Raw genomic sequence first — 19,529 nt, 5'->3', positions numbered from 1 at the left:
ACTAATGCCATCAGCCTTATCGGTGTAATGAGCCGAGGGTATTGAAAAGGACATTTCATGCAAAACAGTTTGTTGAAGCCACGTATTATCGATGTTGAAGCTCTCGGTGCAGGTCACGCCAAGGTCGTGATGGAACCGTTCGAGCGCGGCTATGGCCACACATTGGGTAACGCGTTGCGCCGCGTTCTGCTGTCGTCGATGGTAGGCTACGCGCCGACCGAAGTGACGATCGCTGGCGTCGTCCACGAATATTCCTCCCTCGATGGCGTGCAAGAAGACGTCGTCGATCTGTTGCTGAACTTGAAGGGTGTGGTTTTCAAAGTCCACAACCGCGATTCGGTAACCCTGACCCTGAAAAAAGAAGGCGAAGGCGCCATCCTGGCCTCCGACATCGACCTGCCGCATGACGTCGAACTGATCAACCCTGACCACGTGATCGCCCACCTGACCGCTGGTGGCAAGCTGGACATGCAGATCAAGGTTGAAAAAGGCCGCGGCTACGTTCCTGGTAACGTGCGTCGCCTGTCGGAAGACACGAACAAGACCATCGGCCGCATCATCCTGGATGCGTCGTTCTCGCCAGTGCGCCGTGTATCGTACTTCGTTGAATCGGCCCGCGTTGAACAGCGTACCGACCTTGACAAGTTGATCATCAACATCGAAACCAACGGCGTGATCTCGCCGGAAGAAGCGATCCGCCAGTCGGCCCGCGTTCTGGTGGACCAGTTGAATGTGTTCGCTGCCCTGGAAGGCACGGAAGCTGCCGCCGAAGCGCCATCGCGCGCTCCGCTGGTCGATCCTATCCTGTTGCGTCCAGTCGACGACCTGGAGTTGACCGTGCGTTCGGCGAACTGCCTGAAAGCGGAAAACATCTACTACATCGGCGACCTGATCCAACGTTCGGAAAACGAACTGCTGAAAACGCCAAACCTGGGCCGCAAGTCCCTGAACGAAATCAAGGAAGTGCTGGCATCGCGCGGCTTGACCTTGGGCATGAAGCTGGAAAACTGGCCGCCTGCCGGCCTGGAAAAGTAATACGTAGTTGTAGCAAACTGCCTGGGACAGGTGTCCCAGGCTTTTATTTTGTAGCACCAAACCGGCCCGCGATGAAGCTTCTGCCTCATTGATCGAAGAGCTGGAATTTAAACACTCACCGAAAGGATTTATCATGCGTCACGGTCACGGCCTCCGTAAACTGAATCGTACCTCGTCCCACCGTCTGGCAATGCTGCGCAACATGACAGTATCGCTGCTGCGTCACGAAGCGATCAAAACCACCCTGCCAAAAGCAAAAGAACTGCGCCGCGTTGTCGAGCCAATTCTGACCCTGGGCAAAACCGACTCCCTGGCAAACAAGCGTCTGGCCTTCAACCGCCTGCGCGACCGTGAAATGGTCGTCAAACTGTTCGCTGAACTGGGCCCACGTTTCGCCAACCGTAACGGTGGTTATGTGCGTATCCTGAAAATGGGTTTCCGCGTCGGCGATAACGCTCCTATGGCGTTCGTTGAACTGATGGATCGTCCAGATACGACCGAAGCAGTTGAAGTTGCTGGCGAGTAATCCCAGTAATTGCATCTAAGAAAGCCAGGCCTAGCCTGGCTTTTTTGTTTTCTGCTGCAGCTATCCTTGCTGCGGTGTACTATTCTTCTTTCGCGCCGGCCCGGCACAAGCGCTGCCCGCTCCGCGCGACTCTTGTCGAATGGCACAGCTGATGCCGCAGAAAAAGGTTGTTCATGTCCCGTTTCCCTTCCAGCGCCACCGCGCGCGCCGCTCCCCTACATCAACTGCTGATCTGGCTTGCCACCTGTATGCTGCTGGCCATGGCCGTCTTTGGCAGCAATCATGCCCGCGCCGACGATGAATTCCTCGACCCCGAGCTGGCGTTTAAATTTTCCGCGCGCATGCAGGATCCGTCCACCATCGCCGTCACGTATGTGATTGCAGATGGCTACTATATGTACCACGAGCGCTTCAAGTTCGAAGCCGTGGGCGCCAAGCTGGGTACGCCCGTGTATCCGAAGGGCAAGGTCAAGTTCGACGACACTTTCCAGAAGAACGTGGAAACCTTCCGCCAGACCCTCACCATCACCATTCCCGTGGAAGCGGGTGGCGCGTTCACCCTGAAGGCGACGGGCCAGGGCTGCTCGGACAAGGGCCTGTGCTATGCGCCGCAGGATGCCACTGCCCAACTGGTGGGCGGTGGCGGCGGCCAGAGCATGGCGCCGGGCGGCTTGTCGTCGAAATTCGCCTTGCCGGTCGCGCCGGCAGTCGACACGGCGGCCGTCAACGGCCCGCAGGCGCAGGCGTCGCCTGGCGTGTCCGTGATGAGCATTCCCCCGGCCGATATCACCAGCACGCCCGAGCCGGTAGCGGCAGCGCCTGTGGCGGCTAGCCCTGCGCCCGCGCAAAGCGAGATGGGCAAGATCGAAGCGGCCCTGAAGGGCGGCAAGCTGCTCGTCATCGTGCCCCTGTTCATGCTGCTGGGCTTGGGCCTGGCATTTACGCCGTGCGTGCTGCCGATGGTGCCGATTTTGTCGTCGATCATCATCGGCGATGGCGCCAAGGTCAGCCGTTCGCGCGGCTTGCTGCTGTCGCTGACGTACGCGCTGGGCATGGCCATCGTCTACACGGCGCTGGGCGTGGCGGCCGGCCTGGCAGGCGAAGGCTTGGCGGCCCAGCTGCAAAACCCGTGGGTGCTGGGCTTCTTTGCCCTGCTGATGGCGGGCCTGGCGCTGTCGATGTTCGGCTTGTATGAGCTGCAAGTGCCGGCTTTCCTGCAAGGCAAGCTGACGTCCGTGTCGAACCAGCAATCGTCGGGCCGCTTGGCGGGCGTGTTCGTTATGGGCGCCATTTCCGCCCTGATCGTGGGGCCCTGCGTGGCCGCGCCGCTGGCCGGCGCCTTGCTGTACATCAGCCAGACGCGCGACGTCGTCATCGGCGGCAGCGCCTTGTTTGCCATGGCGGTGGGCATGAGCGTACCTCTGCTGTTGGTCGGCGTGTCGGCCGGCACCTTGCTGCCCCGCGCCGGCGCCTGGATGGATGCCGTCAAGCGCTTCTTTGGCGTACTGCAGCTGGGCGTGGCCTGGTGGCTGGTCTCGCCCGTGCTGCCGGGCGCCGTGCAGATGCTGGGCTGGACGGTGCTGTTCATCGGCTACGGCATGTATTTGCTGGTGGGCAAGAGCGGCGCGAAGAACGCCTGGATTGCCAAGGCATTCGGCCTCGTGTTTGCCGTGCTGGGCGCGATGCAACTGGTGGGCGTGGCCAGCGGTGGCCGCGATCCGCTGGCGCCGCTGGCCCACCTCGGCGGTGGGCAAGTGCACGCGCAGCCGTTTATGCGCGTAAAGACCGTGGCGCAGCTCGATGCGGCGCTGGCGCAGTTGAACGGCAAGCCGGCCCTGCTGGACTTTTATGCGGACTGGTGCGTGTCCTGCATCGAAATGGAAAAACTGACCTTCGTCGATCCCGCCGTGCGCGAGAAGATGGGGCAAGCCGTGCTGCTGCAAGTGGACGTGACGGCCAATGATGCTGACGACAAGGCCATGCTGAAACGTTTTCAGCTGTTCGGCCCGCCGGGCATCATCATGTTCAACCCGCAGGGGCAGGAAATCGCCCAGTCGCGTGTGATCGGCTTCCAGAACGCCGCCACCTTCCTGACCTCGTTGCGCAAGCTCGACGGGCAGTAAGCGGTCACTTGTCTCGCCAATAAGAAAAAGCCTGCATTGCAGGCTTTTTCTGTGTTTACACCCGCTACAACTTAGCCGGCTTTGGGATGCTGCTGCATGCCGTCGTGACCGCCATGGTGCCCACCGCGGTGGCCGCCGTGCTTGCCGCCAGGCACGCTGTCGTCAAACACCTTCTTTTGCTCCGGGGTCAGCACGGCATAAAAGGTTTTCAGCGAGGCCAGGCGGCTTTCCTGGTTCGCGATGCGCTCCTTCGACATGGCGATCCATTGCTCCATGCGTTCCGGCGCCGACAGCTTGGCCATCGCTTCGCGCTTGGCTTTCCAGTCGCCCATCGGTTTTTTCGGCGCATTGGCGGCCGTGAAAGTGGCCCAGGCCGGTTCCTGCGCGGCCGTCAGCTTCAGTTTGTCGTGCAGGCGGGCCTGGTACTTGGCCATGCGCTCGGCCGGGTTGCCGCCGCGGTGGCCTTCATGTTGCATCTTGGTGCTGGCGGCAGGCGCGCTGGCGGCCGCTTCCTGGGCGTGGACGGTCAGCGATGCCGCACCCATGCCGAGTACGCTCATGGTGATGATCAAATTCTTGCGCAAGGTTGTCATTGAGGCGTTCATCTGGATTCCTTTGTAAAAGTGAGGGATGTACATGCTGCTGCACATGAATCCATGTTGGACGCGCCATGTTTCCCCGAAGTGTCCGCTGCCAGACAGTTTGTATCTATATGTTTCTTCGGGTCTCCTATATACAAGACGATACAAATGCGCTGTGCAAGGCCGGGGGAAGTGGGGATAATTCGTACCATGGAACCCACTTCTACAATTCTCATCGTCGACGATGACCGCGATATCCGCAGCTTGCTGGCGGACTACCTGGAAACGAACGCCTACCGCACCCTGGGCGCGGCAGATGGCACTGCCATGTGGAAAATCCTCGACGAAACGCGGCCCGACTTGATCGTGCTGGACTTGAATCTGCCCGGCGACGATGGCCTGACCCTGTGCCGCAAGCTGCGCGCCCAATCGACTGTGCCGGTGATCATGTTGACGGCGCGCAATGAACCGCTGGACCGCATCCTGGGCCTGGAAATGGGCGCCGACGATTACTTGCCGAAACCGTTCGAACCGCGTGAATTGCTGGCGCGCATACGCAGCGTGCTGCGCCGCAGCCATGCCATGCCGTCGAACGTGCCATCGGACAAGGCGCAGCAAATCCGTTTTTCCGGCTGGACCCTGGACTTGACGGCGCGCCACCTGCTCAATCCCAGCGGCCTGGTGATCATGCTGTCGGGCGCGGAGTTCCGCTTGCTGCGCGTGTTCCTGGAACACCCGAACCGCGTGCTCAACCGCGACCAGCTGCTGAACCTGACGCAGGGGCGCGACGCCGACCCGTTCGACCGCTCGATCGATATCCAGATCAGCCGCCTGCGGCAAAAGCTCGGTGAAGATGCCCGCTTGCCGCAAATCATCAAGACCGTGCGCAACGGCGGCTACGTGCTGGCCGGCCAGGTCAATGTGGAGCCGCACGCGTGAAGGCCTTCCTGGGGTCGATGACGGGCCGCGTCTTCATGTTCCTGCTGATCGGCATCGTCGCGTCGGCCGCGCTGACGCAGTGGCTGGCCGTGGGCGAACGCCAGCGCGCCATCGAGCAATACCGCGACTACCACGCCGTCGAGCGGGCCGAGCAGCTGGTAATGGCGGCCGACGTGGTGCCGCTGGCCTCGCGCGCCGCCTACCTGAAAGTGGCCAACAAGGGCAGCGTGCGCCTGGAACTGCGTCCCGAAACGGAACATACGCCCGGCGCGCCGACGGAGTTTTCCACCGCGCTGCAAGCCAAGCTGGGCGAAGGTTTCAAGGTCAGCGCGCTGGCCGAACGCCCGGCCGCCTGCGTCAAACCGCGCCAGACGCCGGGCATGTTTGCCGCCAAGCCATGGGGCGGCACGTGCGAAAACCTCGACGTGCGCATGCAGGATGGCCACGTGCTGCGCCTGATGGTCTTGCCGCCGCGCCAGCAGCCGCCGTTCAACGAACACAACGACTGGATGACCTTGCTGCCTTTCCTGATCAGCATCGCCATCCTCGCCTACCTGGTCACGCGCATGACCATGCGCCCGCTCAAGCAGCTGGCGCAGGCGGCGAAAGACCTGGGCAACGATATCAACCATCCGCCGCTGACCCTGTCGGGCGCCAGCGAGATCCGCCAGGCCAGCGCCGCCTTCAATGCCATGCAGGCGCGCATTCGCCAGCATATTTCCCAGCGGACACAGATGCTGGCAGCCATCACGCACGACTTGCAGACGCCGCTGACGCGCTTGCGTTTGCGCCTGGAAAAAGTGGCCGATACGGAATTGTATGATCGCCTCGTGGGCGACCTGTCAGCCATGCAGAGCATGGTCAAGGAAGGGCTGGACCTGGCCCGCTCGATGGATAGCACGGAAGCGATGCAGGCGCTGGATCTCGATTCCCTGTTGGATAGCGTCTGTTCCGACGCGGCTGATGCCGGCCAGAAAGTCACCCTCAACGGGCAGGCAGGCATGGCCTTGATGGCGCGCCCGATCGCCATGCGGCGCTGCCTGGTGAACTTGATCGACAATGCCGTCAAATATGGCCTGTACGCGCAGGTTGCCGTCGAGCGCATCCCGGGTGCCGCGCGCATCCGCATCCGCGACGGGGGGCCAGGCATTGCGCCAGATCAATTGGCTAAAGTGTTCGAACCGTTTTACCGCATCGAGACTTCGCGTTCGCGCGAATCGGGCGGCACGGGCCTGGGCCTGACCATCGCGCGCAATATCGCCGAACAGCATGGCGCCACGGTTTCACTGCTCAATCATGTCGACGGTGGACTGGAAGTCACCCTGATCGTGCCTGAGTATTACGCAGGAAAGTGAGCATTTCCGTGCGACAATATTGTGCTTTATGCCCCCCTGGCAACTACCTTCAACCTGCAGCCCTGCGCTGCGACAGCGTGACAGAACAATGAAAAAGACTAGTCTGGCAATCCTCGTGGGTGCGGCCCTGTGTATCGGCGGCGGCATCTGGTATTTCAATCATCAGCCCGGCGCGGCGAGCGGTGGGCAGGATGGCAAAGGGGGCAAGGGCGGACAGGCGCCGACGACGGTGAGCGTGGTCGTTCCGGTGCGCCAGGATGTGCCGATGGTGCTGCAAGCCAATGGCAGCGTGATGCCGATCAGCAGCGTCGACTTGCACCCGCAGACGACCAGCACGATTACCAAGGTGCATATCCGCGAAGGCCAGTTCGTCAAGCAGGGCGAGCTGATGTTCACTCTCGATGCGCGCAGCGAACACGCGAATGTCGACAAGGCGCAGGCGCAGGTCTTGCGCGACCGCGCCTCGGTGCAGGACCTCGAGCGCCAGCTCAAGCGCAGCCAGGATTTGCTGAGCAAGAACTTTATTGCCCAGGGCGCCGTCGATACCCTGCAAAGCCAGCTCGACGCGGCACGCGCCTTGCTGGCCGCCGACCAGGCCGCCTTGCGCGCCGCCCAGGTCGACTCCAGCTACACCGTCCTGCGCGCGCCGCAGGCGGGCAGGGTAGGGGCCATCAATGTCTATGCGGGCAGCCTGGTGCAGCCGACCACGTCGCTCACCAGCATCACCCAGCTCGACCCGATCGACGTGTCGTTCACCTTGCCGGAAAGCAGCCTGTCGGGCTTGCTGGCGGCGCAAAAAGCGGGTGAGGTGCCTGTCACGGCGCTGTTGTCCGATGCGGGCGGCAAGCAGCTCGACGGCAAACTGAACTTTATCGACAATGCCGTCGATTCCGCCACCGGCGTGATCCGGATCAAGGCGCGTTTCAATAATGGCGGCACCGATTTGTGGCCAGGCCAGTACGTGAATACGCAGCTGACCGTGCGCACCCTCAAGGATGCGCTGGTGATCCCGCAAAACGCCATCATCACGAGTACTTCCGGCACCTTTGTGTACTCGATGGAGGCGGACAGCACGGCCAAGATGCGCAAGATTACCCGCGTGTACGCATTCGGGCCGAGCGCCGTCGTCACCGGCCTGGCAGGCGATGAAAAAGTCATCGTCGATGGCAAGCAGAACTTGCGTCCAGGCAGCAAGGTGCGCCTGGCGGAAAAACACAAGGCCGCCGATGGCGCCGCCGCACCGCAGGGCAAGCCAGCATGAACCTGTCCGAACTGAGCATCCGCCGCCCCGTCATGGTGGTGCTGCTGTCCCTCTCCATCATCCTGGCCGGCGTGCTGGCCTACCTGCAAATTCCCGTAGCGGCCTTGCCGAGCTACAACACGCCCGTCATCAACGTCAGCGCCGACCTGGCCGGCGCCAGCCCGGAAACCATGGCCTCGTCGGTGGCCTTGCCATTGGAAAAACAATTTTCCACCATTTCCGGCCTCAGCCTGATCACGTCCACGAGCACGCTGGGCAATACCTCGCTGACCCTGGAATTTGACGCCAGCATCAATGTCAACGAGGCGGCCGTCGACGTGCAGGCGGCCCTGCTGCGCGCGCAGCGCCAGTTGCCGACGGAAATGACTGACTTGCCATCCTACCGCAAGGTCAATCCTGCCGATGCGCCGGTGCTGTTCATCCAGATGACGTCGCCATCGCTGAACTTGTCGGATCTCAATGATTATGCGGAAAACCTGATCGCCCCAAGCCTGTCGACCCTGCCTGGCGTGGCCCAGGTGATCGTGAATGGCCAGAAGCGCTTTGCCGTGCGCGTGCGCGCCCGTGCCGACCTGATGAATGCGCGCAACCTGACGATGGACGAGCTGGCCACCGCCTTGCGCACGTCGAACACGAATTCCCCGCTGGGCATCCTTGACGGCCCGAGCCAGACCCTGACCATCCAGGGCAATCCGCAAATGATGAAAGCGGCTGATTTTGCCGAATTGATCGTCGCCAGCCGCAATGGCCAGCCCGTGCGCCTGAAAGACGTGGCCGAGGTGGAAGACAGCTTTCAATCGATCAAGGCCGTCGGCAGTTTCAACGGCGAGCGCTCGATCAGCCTGATGGTGCAGCGCCAACCGGATGCCAACACGGTGCAAGTGGTCGATGGCGTGCGCCGTTTGTTGCCTGGGTTCAAGGAACAATTGCCGCAATCGATACAGATCAGCCTGGTTAACGACCGTTCGCTGTCGATACGCGAAGCTATCCACGACGTCAATTTGACCTTGGCCCTGACGGTGGTGCTGGTGGTGCTGGTGATTTTCCTGTTCCTGCACCGCGCGGCCGCCACCTTCATTCCTGCCGTCACCATGCCGATTTCCCTGCTGGGCGCCCTGGCTCTGCTGTACTGGCTCGGCTACAGCCTCGACAACGTCTCGCTGCTGGGCATTACCCTGGCCGTCGGCTTGGTTGTCGACGATGCCATCGTGGTGCTGGAAAACATCGTGCGCCATATCGAGATGGGCAAGAAACCGATACGCGCGGCCCTGGAAGGGGCGAAAGAGATGGGCTTTACCATCATCTCGATTTCCGTCTCGCTGGTGGCCGTGTTCATCCCCATCTTCTTCATGCCGGGCGTGATCGGCTTGTTGTTCCATGAGTTCGCCGTTGTCGTCTCGCTGGCCGTGCTGGTGTCCGCCATCGTCTCGCTGACCCTGGTGCCGATGCTGGCCAGCCGCTTCCTGCCGGCCGATTCGCGCGAGCACAATGACAGCGACCCCAGCCATGGCGAAAAAACCTTCATCGGCCGCCATTTCGAAGCGGGTTTCACGAAGTTGCGCAACGGTTACGTGCACCTGCTCGACAAGGCCCTGGCGCACCGCAACGTGGTGCTGTTCATTGCCGTGTGTACCTTTGCGCTGACGGTGCTGTTGTACGCCACGATACCGAAAGGTTTCTTCCCGGAAGAAGACCTGGGCCAGATCCAGGTCAATACGGAAGCGTCGGAAGACATTTCCTCGGCGGCACTGCAGGATTTGCAAGCCCGCGTGGCGGCCGTGCTCAAGGCGGACCCCAGCGTGCAGGATGTGACCTCGTTCGTCGGCGGCGGCAATACGGGACGCATGTTCATGGTCTTGAAACCGCGCAACGAGCGGCCGAAAATGCCCGTGGTGCTGGAAAACCTGCGCCGCGCGACGAGTACCGTGCCCGGCATGGCCGTGTATTTCCGGCCCGTGCAAAACTTGCAGCTGGGCGGACGCCAGAGCAAGAGCCGCTACCAGTACACCTTGCAAAGCGTCAGTCCCGACGCCTTGAATGATTGGGCGGAAAAGTTTATTGCCGGAATGCGCACGGATCCGGCCTTCCGCGACGTCACCAGCGATTCCCAGATCAAGGGCTTGCAGGCGTCGCTCAGGATCGACCGCGACAAGGCCAATTTGCTGGGCGTGCAAATGTCCGACATCCGCACGGCCCTGTACAGCGCCTTTGGCGAGCGGCAAGTGTCGACCATCTACTCGTCGGCAGCCAGCTATTACGTGATCCTGGAGGCGGCCACGGCAGACCGCCAGTACGACGATGCGCTCACGCGCGTGTCCGTGCGCAGCAAGACGGGCGAACTGGTGAAACTGTCGAGTATTGCCTACGTGGAACGCACGATCGGGCCCACGTCCGTGAATCACCAGGGGCAGTTGCAGGCTGTTACCATCGCCTTCAACCTGGCGCCGGACGTGCCGCTGGGCATCGCCACGGGCAAGATCGACGCGATGGCCAAGGACATGAGCTTGCCGGCCTCCATCATCACGCGCTACGGCGGCGACGCGGCCGTGTTCCAGAGCTCGCAGTCCAGCCAGATCATCCTCATCATTGCCGCGCTGGCCGTGATCTACGTGCTGCTCGGCGTGTTGTATGAGAGCTATATCCACCCGCTGACCATCCTGGCCGGCTTGCCATCGGCAGCCGTGGGGGCGCTATTGACCTTGCGCCTGTTCGGCATGGACCTGACCATGATCGCCATCATCGGCATTTTGATGCTGATCGGCATCGTCAAGAAAAACGCCATCATGATGATCGACTTCGCCCTGCATGCGCAGCGCAACGACGGTCTGGCGCCGGCGGAGGCCATCCGCCAGGCTTGCATCCTGCGTTTCCGCCCCATCATGATGACGTCGGCGGCGGCCTTGATGGGCGCCTTGCCGATCGCCCTGGGCCTGGGCGCCGGCGCCGAGCTGCGCCAGCCGCTGGGCCTGGCCGTGGTCGGCGGCTTGCTCTTTTCGCAAGTGATTACCCTGTTCATCACTCCCGTGATCTATCTGTTCCTGGACAAGTACAGCGGCACGGGACCGTTGACGGACGAGCAATTGGTGGCGCTCGACAACAAGGCCTGATCCGCCATACGGCCAGCACCGGCGCCCCGTTCCTGAGTGAATGCGGCGCCGGTTTTGTATGGGCCGTGATACATACGGTAACAACCGTCAAGGGACGGCTAGGGTACGCTGATACCGCTGCAAGGAAAGTCGCTATCCTGTACGCTTCGGGTTGGAAATGCCGAGGAAGTGTTCCCAAAAGCAAGGGACTCTGGCACTATGGCTGCCCTGTAAGATTACTTTTGTCGCTACACAGAAAGCACGATTCATTTTGCATGACACGACCCATTTGATGGCTGCCGATTCCGATGTTTGCCCCACCTGCGGGCAAGTCATCCAGCCACCACCGGCCTACGGGTCCAGGACCAGCACCATGCGCAAGGTGGCGCTCGGCGTGTCCGTCTTGCTGCACGTGCTGCTGGCGGCGTATGTCTTGTTGCGTAGCGACAAGATCGAAAAAATCCCGCCGCCGAAGAAGGAAAGCGCGATGGTCTACATTGCGCCGCTGAAAGACAAGCCGCAACCGAAGCCGCAACCGAAGCCGCAACCGAAACCCACGCCGAAACCGAAGGACACGAAAGTGGCCAAGGTCAAACCGCCACCGGCGCCGAGCAAGCGCGTGGTCACGAAAGACGTGCCGCGTGACAAGCCGAAACTGGAAACCTTCACGCCGCCGCTGGTGTCGAAAGTGCCGTTGCCGCCGCCGCCCGCTGAAGACATGAGTTCGATGATCGAGCAGCGCCGCAAGCAGCGTCAGGCGCAAAATCCCGCGCCGCCGGCCGAGGAAAGCGAAAACGACCGCGCCATGCGCGTGGCCAAGGCGAATATCGCCGGCGCCCAGGGACGCAATTCCGGCAGCGACCGCGAGGATTCGGGCGGCGTGTTTTCCATCGTCAACCAGACCTCGTTCAGCGCGGAAGTCAAGTTCAAGGGTTGGAACGGCAACTTCAAGCGCAACTGGCTGAAGCAGGAAAAAGTGGAGCTGGGCAATGAGCCCGATATCGAAACGGCCATCCTGAAGAAGATGATCCAGCTGATCCGTGCCGAAAAACCGGGCGACTTCGTGTGGGAATCGCGCCGTCTGGGGCGTAACGTCAACCTCAGCGCCCGCGTGGAAGACACGGCCGAGCTGATGGCTTTCCTGCGCCAGGAATTCTTTTCCGAGAAGCGGCCAGGGCCGGGACGGCGCTAGGCGCCCGTCAAACTGACGGCAATAAAAAAGGCTGCACCGTGTGAACGGGCAGCCTTTTTTTACGCAGCGTTGATCTCGATCAAGCCGGTTTGTCCGATTCCGGCTCGACGTCGTCTTCCATGTCGATCAATTCGACCATCTGGGCCGCGCCGTCTTCGCTGATGCCGGCCAGTTCCATGATCTTGTCGTTGGCTTCGTCGATGCCGACTCTTTTCAGGGCCGAGAACAGTTGCACGGTGAACGGGAAGCCGACGCCGTCTTCATCCACATAGCTGTCGAGCTTGGCTTTCGCCTGGCGCAAGGCATTCACGGATTCATTACGGTTCAGCTTATCGACCTTGGTCAGGATGCAGTGGATCGGCTTGCCCGTCGGGGCGAACCATTCCAGCATTTGAATGTCCAGGTCGGTGAACGGGCGGCGCGAATCCATGATCAGGATCAAACCCGCCAATTGCTCGCGGCGCTGCACATAGTCGCCCAGCAGGCGCTGCCAGTGCAATTTGGCCGAGCCCGATACTTCCGCGTAGCCGTAGCCCGGCAAGTCGACCAGCAGGCATTCGATCTCTTCGACGATGGTGGCATCCTTGCGGTGCTGCGCCACGTGGGCGCCGCCGATGGAGAAGTAGTTGATGTGCTGGGTACGGCCAGGTGTCTTGGAGGCGAACGCCAAGCCTTTCTGATTACACAAGATGTTGATGGCGGTCGATTTACCGGCATTGGAGCGGCCGGCAAAGGCGATTTCCGGCACCGTGGTATCGGGCAGGTCACGCAATTGGTTGACGGTCGTAAAGAAGCGGGCTTGCCAGAGTTTTGACATGGGAGTAGTAAAGCAACAAAAGGGAGCGATAAGGGAGCGATAACGCCAAGAAGCTATTGTACAATAAGGGGTTGTTTATTGTTGCCGGCGTAGCAGCGATGCGGCTTGCGGCCCTGAAAATAAAGCAAAAATCCACAGGGCGCGGCAATGTCCACCACTAATTTCTCACTGTCTCAGGGTGCCTGAATGAATCGTGCGTTTTCACCGTTTATCAAATCCATGCTGCTCGCATTGCTGGCTGTATCGGCAACTGCCTCCGCGGTCGAAGCAGCGAAACCGGCCGTCAAGGCCGACGCCGCCAAGGGCGCCACCCTGTACGCCGATGGCGATGCGGCGCGCGGCTTGCCTGCCTGCGTCTCCTGCCATGGCGCGGCCGGCAATTCGACCATCACGGTCAATCCGAAACTGGCCGGTCAGCACGAAAGCTATATCTACAAGCAATTGGTCGACTTCACCACGCCGGAACGCAGCCAGCCCGTCATGACGACGTACGCGAAGATGCTCAGCGACGCCGACAAGAAGAATATCGCCGCCTACCTGGGCGCGCAGCTGTCCAAACCGGGCGCCGCGAAAAACAAGGATACGATCGACCTGGGCAAGAAAATCTACCGTGGTGGCATTGCTTCCAAGCAAGTTGCCGCCTGCGCCAGCTGTCATGGCGCGACGGGCAATGGCATTCCCGTCCAGTACCCGCGCATCGCCGGCCAGCACCAGGATTACACGGTGGCCCAGCTGACCATGTTCCGCAGCACCAAGGCTGATGCCCGCAAGAACAGCGCGCAAATGCACACCATCGCCGCCCGCATGTCGGATGACGAGATCGCCGCCGTTGCCGATTACATCGCGGGCCTGAAGTAAGTTTTCATCGTGGCAAGAGATTGCCAGGCGCACCAGCGCGCATGAACCAGGGCGGCCGTCTCAACAGGCTGCCCTTTTTTATGGCAGGGGCCAAACAGGAGTATGCTGCCGCCTTGCGCGGAGAAACTATCAGCTCCATGCCACATTTTCTTGAAGATTGCATATCCCGTATGAGTATCCACGTATGAGCACAGGCACGACCGGAATCGAGTTAAAGACCCAACGCCGCAGCCTGGCTGAATTCGTCGAGCTGGTCTCGTCGATGCGCTTTGCCATCAGCCTGCTGACCCTGATCGCCGTCGCCTCCATCATCGGCACCGTGCTCAAGCAAAACGAGCCCATGCCCAATTATGTCAACCAGTTCGGGCCGTTCTGGTTCACCGTCTTCGACAAGCTGAGCCTGTATTCCGTGTATTCGGCCTGGTGGTTCCTCGTGATCATGGGTTTCCTCGTCGCCTCGACCTCGCTGTGCATCGTGCGCAATGCGCCGAAGATGCTCAAGGACATGCGCAGCTGGCGCGACAATGTGCGCGAGCAATCCCTGCGCAATTTCCACCACAAGCTGGAATGGCAGGCGCCGCTGCCGCGCGCCGTGCTGGCGCAGCAGATGGTGATGCGCCTGAAAGACGCCGGCTACGGGGCCAAGGTGGTCGAGAAGGACAACGCCACCCTGGTGGCCGCCAAGCGGGGCGCCGCCAATAAATGGGGCTATATCTTTGCCCACGGCGCCATCGTCATCATCTGCGTGGGCGGCTTGCTCGACTCGGAAATGCCGATCCGCGTACAGCAATGGTTCTTTGGCAAGACGCCGTTTGCCGGCAGCGGCGTGATCGCCGACATTCCCGCCCAGCACCGCCTGAGCCTGTCGAACCCCACTTTCCGCGGCAATACCATGATCCCGGAAGGCTCGTCGAGCAACACGGCCATCATTCCCCAGGCCGATGGCGTGCTGATCCAGGATTTGCCCATCACGATCTTGTTGAAGAAATTCCACATCGATTTTTACAGCACGGGCATGCCGAAGCTGTTTGCCAGCGACGTGGTCGTCACCGACCATGCGACGGGGGAAAGTTTCCCAGCAACCATCAAAGTCAACCAGCCGCTGCTGTACAAGGGCCTGGCCCTGTACCAGTCCAGCTTTGAGGATGGTGGCAGCAAGCTCAAGTTGACGGGTTATCCGATGACGGGCAAGACGACGAAACGCTTCGATATCGGCGGCGAAGTGGGCGGCAGCACGCCGCTCGAGCGCAGCGATGGCAATTCCTACACGGTGGAATGGTCGGGTTTCCGTCCCTTCAACGTGGAAAACCTCAGCGCTGGCCAGGATGTGCGCGCCGTCAACAAGGCGGAAAGTTTTAACGATAAATTCGCCGTCGGCCTGGACAAGCGCCTCGGTTCGGCCGCGAAGAACGCGAACAACAAGGATCTCAAGAACGTGGGCCCCTCGGTGCAATACAAATTGCGCGACAAGACGGGCCAGGCGCGCGAATACCAGAACTACATGCAGCCGGTCGCCGTGGATGGCACGACGGTGTTTCTGGCAGGCATGCGCGTCAACCCCAGCGATCCGTTCAGCTATCTGCGCATTCCCGCCGATGACAATTACAGCGTGAACGAATGGATGCGCTTGCGTGCCGCGCTGCAAGATCCCGCGCTGCGCCAGCAAGCCGCCACGCGCTATGCGGCGCGCGCCATGCCGCAGGCGGGCGCGGAAGCCTTGCGCAGCCAGTTGCAGGAATCGGCGGCGAAAAGCCTGGGCATCTTTGCCGGCAATGGGCAAGAGGGCGGTTTCCTCGCCATTTCGCGTTTCCTGGAGAAAATTCCTGCCGCTGAGCAAGAAAAAGCGGCCGATATCTTCATGAAGATCCTGAATGGCAGCCTGTGGGACTTGTGGCAGGCGGCGCGCGCCCAGGATGGCTTGAAGGCCATCGAGGCCGATGACAAGCACGGCCGCTTCCTGCAGCTGGCCACGAATGCGCTGTCCGACAGCTTCTTCTATGGCGCGCCCGTGTATCTGCAACTCGACGACTTTACGGAAATCAAGGCGTCCGTGCTGCAAGTGACGCGTTCGCCGGGCAAGAGCGTCGTCTACCTCGGTTGCTTGTTCCTCGTGATCGGCGTATTTTCCATGTTTTATATCCGCGAGCGTCGCCTGTGGGTGTGGATCAAGGATGGCGAGGGAGGCAGCGAGGCCTTGATGGCCATGAGCACGCAACGCAAGACCCTGGATTTTGAAAAAGAATTTGAGAACTTGAAGGCAAAGCTGCCGCAATCGGCGTAAGCTGCGCTGTGTCCGGGACGCTTGCGCGTCGCCGGGAATGGAGAAAATGATGGAATTGGCAAACAAGCAAATATATACGCAGGAACCGGGATTCTTCAAGCGCCTGAGCCTGATCGATTGGCTGTACGGCGCCGGCTTGCTGGCAGCCTCCCTGTTCGGTCTGATGCGCTTTGGCGCCTTCATGGATATCTATGAAAAAGCCATCTTGCTGGCCGCGGCGCCCACGTTCGCGTGGCTGGGCTGGTACTGGAAGCCCGTGCGCTGGCTGATCCCCGTGGCAGCCGTGCTGTCGCTGTTCGCCATCGAGCTGTACGCGGGCCACCTGGAGATGGCGAATCAGAAATTCTTCCTGAAATACATCTTGTCGAGCCAGTCCGCCATCCTGTGGATGGGCACCCTGTTCGTGCTGTCGACCCTGTTCTACTGGATCGGCCTGGTGGCGCGTTCGGAATTCGGCTCGTCCGTCGGTTCCCTGCTGTGCTGGGCCGGCGTGGTGCTGGGCCTGACGGGCATGCTGGTGCGCTGGTACGAGTCTTACCTGATCGGCGCCGACGTGGGCCATATTCCCGTGTCGAACCTGTATGAAGTGTTCATCCTGTTTTCCTTGATCACGGCCATGTTCTACCTGTATTACGAGCAGCATTACGCGACGCGCCAGCTGGGCGCCTTCGTCATGCTGGTCATTTCGGCGGCCGTCGTGTTCCTGATGTGGTACACGGTCACGCGCGACGCGGCCGAAATCCAGCCGCTGGTGCCGGCCCTGCAAAGCTGGTGGATGAAGATCCACGTACCGGCCAACTTCATCGGCTACGGCACCTTCGCCCTGTCGGCCATGGTGGCGGCGGCTTACCTGCTCAAATCGAGCGGCTACCTGGTCGACCGCCTGCCGTCGCTGGAAGTGCTCGACGACGTCATGTACAAGGCCATTTCCGTGGGCTTCGCTTTCTTCACGGTAGCGACCATCCTGGGCGCCCTGTGGGCGGCCGAAGCATGGGGCGGCTACTGGTCGTGGGACCCGAAAGAAACGTGGGCGCTGATCGTCTGGCTCAACTATGCAGCCTGGCTGCACATGCGCCTGATGACAGGCTTGCGCGGCCGCGTCGCCTCGTGGTGGGCGCTGGTGGGCTTGCTGGTGACGACGTTTGCCTTCCTGGGCGTGAATATGTTCCTTTCTGGTTTGCATTCTTACGGCAAGCTTTAATTGTTTTTTGCATGACAGAAGCGTCATGAACGGCCCGGGAAAACTGGTGTAAGGTACAAATAATCACCTTTTCCCGGAGCCGCCATGTTGATCAAGCGCAGTCCCAACGGCATTGAGTTGCCGTATTCTTCCGAAATCACGCCGCGCGCCGTGTTTGAATCGCGCCGCAGTTTCATCAAGCAAGTGGCGCTGGGCACGATGTCCAGTGCGGCCTTGCTGGAAATGGCCAGCCGCGAAGCCTTCGCGCAAGGCACCAATCCCAAGCTGGCTGCCAAACTGAATCCCGCCTATTTGGCGCTGGAAAAGCAGACGGCCTATAAAGACGCCACCAGCTACAACAATTTCTACGAATTCGGCACGGACAAGAGCGATCCGGCGCAAAACGCGGGCACCCTGCGCACGCGTCCGTGGACGGTCAGCATCGAAGGCGAAGTCAAGAAACCCATGACCCTGGACCTGGACGCGCTGCTGAAGCTGGCGCCGCTGGAAGAGCGCGTCTACCGGCTGCGCTGCGTGGAAGGCTGGTCGATGGTCATCCCGTGGGTCGGTTATTCCTTCTCGGAAATCATCAAGAAGGTCGAACCGACGGGCAATGCCAAGTACGTGGAATTCATCACCCTGGCCGACAAGAAACAGATGCCGGGCGTGGGCAGCCGCGTGCTGCAATGGCCGTATACGGAAGGCTTGCGCATCGATGAAGCGAACCATCCGCTGGCGCTGCTGACCCTGGGCATGTATGGCGAAACATTGCCGAACCAGAATGGCGCGCCCGTGCGCATGGTCTTGCCGTGGAAATATGGTTTCAAGTCCGCCAAATCCATCGTCAAGATCCGTTTCGTCAAGGAACAGCCGCGCACGTCCTGGAACCTGTCGGCGCCGTCCGAATACGGTTTTTACTCGAATGTGAACCCGAACGTCGATCATCCGCGCTGGTCGCAGGCTTCCGAGCGGCGCATCGGCGAAGACGGTTTTCTCACGCGCAAGCGCAAGACCCTGATGTTCAATGGCTACAACGATGTCGCTTCCTTGTACGCGGGCATGGATCTGAAGAAGTTCTTTTAAGGAAAGACCATGGCCTTCAACCCCACGCCGAGACAATTGTCGCTATTCAAAAGCCTGATCTTCTTGCTGGCGCTGCTGCCGTTTGCCCGCATGGTCTGGCTGACGTACACGGGGCAACTGGTGGAGCCGCTGGAATTCATCACGCGCGGCACGGGCGACTGGACCCTGTATTTCCTGTGCATCAGCCTGGCGGTCACGCCCTTGCGGCGCTTCACGCAATGGAATTGGCTGATCAAGCTGCGGCGCATGCTGGGCCTGTTCGCGTTTTTCTACGCGACACTGCACTTCACCACCTTTTTATGGTTCGATCACTTTTTTGATGTGCAGGAAATGTGGAAGGATGTACTCAAGCGGCCGTTCATCACCGTGGGTTTCATCGCTTTTGTACTGCTGATCCCGCTGGCCGTCACGAGCACGAACGGCATGGTGAAACGCCTGGGGGGCAAGCGCTGGCAGTGGCTGCACCGCTTGATCTACATCATCGCGCCGCTGGGCATCCTGCACTTCTGGTGGATGAAGGCGGGCAAGCACAATTTCGCGCAACCGATACTGTTCGGCTCCATCGTCGCGCTACTGCTGCTAATTCGCGTGTATTTCGCCTGGAGCAAGCGAGTCAAAAGCGCCAGGGCGGCCAACGCAGCCACCCCGGTGCGTGCCGTTTAGGCGGCTGGCACGATGACCGGTGGCGGCGGCACGGGCGCCGGTTCGACCGGGCCTTTGGCTGGCGCGCCCTTGGCCGCTGGCGGCTTGGGCAGGTACAGGGGGCCGGGCTGGCCGCAGCCGGCCAGGACGCTAGAAACCACAATGGCGGTGCCGATATAAAACGCTGAGGATGACTTCACGATTAGAATCACGGTTTGATTAAGATCTTTGGAGTGTAGCATGAGCGAATCGGAATTCCTGGCCCTGGCCGAAGCCACCCTGACCCAGATCGAGGCGGCGCTGGACCGGCTGAACGATGAAGACGTGCTCGACGTCGAATGCAGCCGCAGCGGCAATGTGCTGGAAATCGAATTCATCGATAACGGCACGAAAATCATCGTCAACAGCCAGGCCCCCATGCGCGAGATGTGGGTAGCGGCCCGTTCCGGCGGTTTCCACTACAAGCGCGTGGATGGCGAATGGCGCAACACGCGCGACGGCTCGGAATTGTTTGCGGCCCTGTCGGCCATGGCCAGCGAGCAGGCAGGCACGGCAGTTGTATTGAAGTAA

General features: G+C 60.8%; 17 protein-coding genes. 14 read left to right on the top strand and 3 right to left on the bottom strand.

Annotated features, from left to right (window positions below; translation table 11 throughout):
- Positions 1-57: 57 nt before the first annotated feature.
- The 3 genes from rpoA to dsbD all read left to right on the top strand — a co-directional run bounded on the left by rpoA (position 58) and on the right by dsbD (position 3,684).
- Positions 58-1,035: a DNA-directed RNA polymerase subunit alpha gene (gene rpoA, locus O0879_RS25655; protein ID WP_008444343.1), complete on the top strand. Its 978-nt coding sequence runs from the start codon at positions 58-60 to the stop codon at positions 1,033-1,035.
- Between the two features lie 133 nt (positions 1,036-1,168).
- Positions 1,169-1,561, top strand: a complete 393-nt coding sequence (gene rplQ / locus O0879_RS25650; protein ID WP_034753219.1) for a 50S ribosomal protein L17 — start codon at positions 1,169-1,171, stop codon at positions 1,559-1,561.
- A 248-nt stretch (positions 1,562-1,809) separates the two neighbouring features.
- Positions 1,810-3,684, top strand: coding sequence for a protein-disulfide reductase DsbD (dsbD, locus tag O0879_RS25645; RefSeq protein WP_289919515.1), 1,875 nt, complete (start codon positions 1,810-1,812; stop codon positions 3,682-3,684).
- Positions 3,685-3,755: 71 nt separating this feature from the next.
- Here the strand turns inward: dsbD and O0879_RS25640 are convergent, their stop codons facing one another.
- A complete protein-coding gene (locus tag O0879_RS25640; protein ID WP_289919464.1) occupies positions 3,756-4,289 on the bottom strand; it encodes a Spy/CpxP family protein refolding chaperone in 534 nt (177 codons plus the stop codon).
- A gap of 186 nt (positions 4,290-4,475) precedes the next feature.
- Here O0879_RS25640 and O0879_RS25635 point away from each other — a divergent pair, with 186 nt between their 5' ends.
- The 5 genes from O0879_RS25635 to O0879_RS25615 all read left to right on the top strand — a co-directional run bounded on the left by O0879_RS25635 (position 4,476) and on the right by O0879_RS25615 (position 12,098).
- Positions 4,476-5,204 (top strand): response regulator, encoded by a 729-nt coding sequence (locus O0879_RS25635; RefSeq protein WP_034753223.1) that lies wholly within the window; start codon positions 4,476-4,478, stop codon positions 5,202-5,204.
- A complete protein-coding gene (locus tag O0879_RS25630) occupies positions 5,201-6,559 on the top strand; it encodes an ATP-binding protein (RefSeq protein ID WP_099665736.1) in 1,359 nt (452 codons plus the stop codon). Before O0879_RS25635 ends, O0879_RS25630 begins: the two co-directional genes overlap by 4 nt.
- An 88-nt stretch (positions 6,560-6,647) precedes the next feature.
- A complete protein-coding gene (locus O0879_RS25625) occupies positions 6,648-7,820 on the top strand; it encodes an efflux RND transporter periplasmic adaptor subunit (RefSeq protein ID WP_251349392.1) in 1,173 nt (390 codons plus the stop codon).
- Complete coding sequence (locus O0879_RS25620; RefSeq protein WP_251349391.1) at positions 7,817-10,927, top strand: efflux RND transporter permease subunit; 3,111 nt, start codon at positions 7,817-7,819, stop codon at positions 10,925-10,927. The genes O0879_RS25625 and O0879_RS25620 overlap by 4 nt, the downstream gene beginning before the upstream one ends.
- Before the next feature lie 271 nt (positions 10,928-11,198).
- Entirely contained in the window at positions 11,199-12,098 is a 900-nt protein-coding gene (locus tag O0879_RS25615; protein WP_289919461.1) for a hypothetical protein, read from the top strand.
- 79 nt (positions 12,099-12,177) lie between these two features.
- On the opposite strand, the gene yihA is transcribed toward O0879_RS25615, so the two are convergent.
- Positions 12,178-12,915: a ribosome biogenesis GTP-binding protein YihA/YsxC gene (yihA, locus tag O0879_RS25610; RefSeq protein WP_077398853.1), complete on the bottom strand. Its 738-nt coding sequence runs from the start codon at positions 12,913-12,915 to the stop codon at positions 12,178-12,180.
- Between the two features lie 186 nt (positions 12,916-13,101).
- On the opposite strand from yihA, the gene O0879_RS25605 reads away from it, so the two are divergent.
- From O0879_RS25605 to O0879_RS25585, 5 genes are all read left to right on the top strand, one after another.
- Positions 13,102-13,773 (top strand): c-type cytochrome, encoded by a 672-nt coding sequence (locus O0879_RS25605; protein WP_077398855.1) that lies wholly within the window; start codon positions 13,102-13,104, stop codon positions 13,771-13,773.
- A gap of 184 nt (positions 13,774-13,957) precedes the next feature.
- The gene (locus O0879_RS25600; protein ID WP_289899523.1) at positions 13,958-16,054 is read left to right on the top strand and encodes a cytochrome c biogenesis protein ResB; all 2,097 of its coding nucleotides are present in this window, start codon (positions 13,958-13,960) and stop codon (positions 16,052-16,054) included.
- 49 nt (positions 16,055-16,103) lie between these two features.
- Positions 16,104-17,255, top strand: coding sequence for a c-type cytochrome biogenesis protein CcsB (gene ccsB / locus O0879_RS25595; protein WP_034753239.1), 1,152 nt, complete (start codon positions 16,104-16,106; stop codon positions 17,253-17,255).
- An 84-nt stretch (positions 17,256-17,339) separates the two neighbouring features.
- Positions 17,340-18,317, top strand: a complete 978-nt coding sequence (gene msrP, locus O0879_RS25590; RefSeq protein ID WP_289919459.1) for a protein-methionine-sulfoxide reductase catalytic subunit MsrP — start codon at positions 17,340-17,342, stop codon at positions 18,315-18,317.
- Positions 18,318-18,326: 9 nt separating this feature from the next.
- Positions 18,327-18,980 carry a protein-methionine-sulfoxide reductase heme-binding subunit MsrQ gene (locus tag O0879_RS25585; protein ID WP_289919457.1) on the top strand — a complete coding sequence of 218 codons (654 nt, stop codon included), beginning with the start codon at positions 18,327-18,329 and terminating at the stop codon, positions 18,978-18,980.
- Here the strand turns inward: O0879_RS25585 and O0879_RS25580 are convergent.
- Complete coding sequence (locus O0879_RS25580) at positions 18,977-19,159, bottom strand: lipoprotein (protein ID WP_143451401.1); 183 nt, start codon at positions 19,157-19,159, stop codon at positions 18,977-18,979. The genes O0879_RS25585 and O0879_RS25580 overlap by 4 nt on opposite strands.
- Positions 19,160-19,199: 40 nt before the next feature.
- Between O0879_RS25580 and cyaY the strand changes: the two genes are divergently transcribed.
- Positions 19,200-19,529 carry an iron donor protein CyaY gene (cyaY, locus tag O0879_RS25575; RefSeq protein ID WP_251349386.1) on the top strand — a complete coding sequence of 110 codons (330 nt, stop codon included), beginning with the start codon at positions 19,200-19,202 and terminating at the stop codon, positions 19,527-19,529.

The organism is Janthinobacterium sp. SUN120 (genome assembly GCF_030397735.1).
In the GTDB taxonomy this organism is placed as follows: domain Bacteria; phylum Pseudomonadota; class Gammaproteobacteria; order Burkholderiales; family Burkholderiaceae_D; genus Janthinobacterium; species Janthinobacterium kumbetense.
Note: the sequence above shows the minus strand (reverse complement) of the source record. Positions and strands in the feature narration are given on the sequence as shown.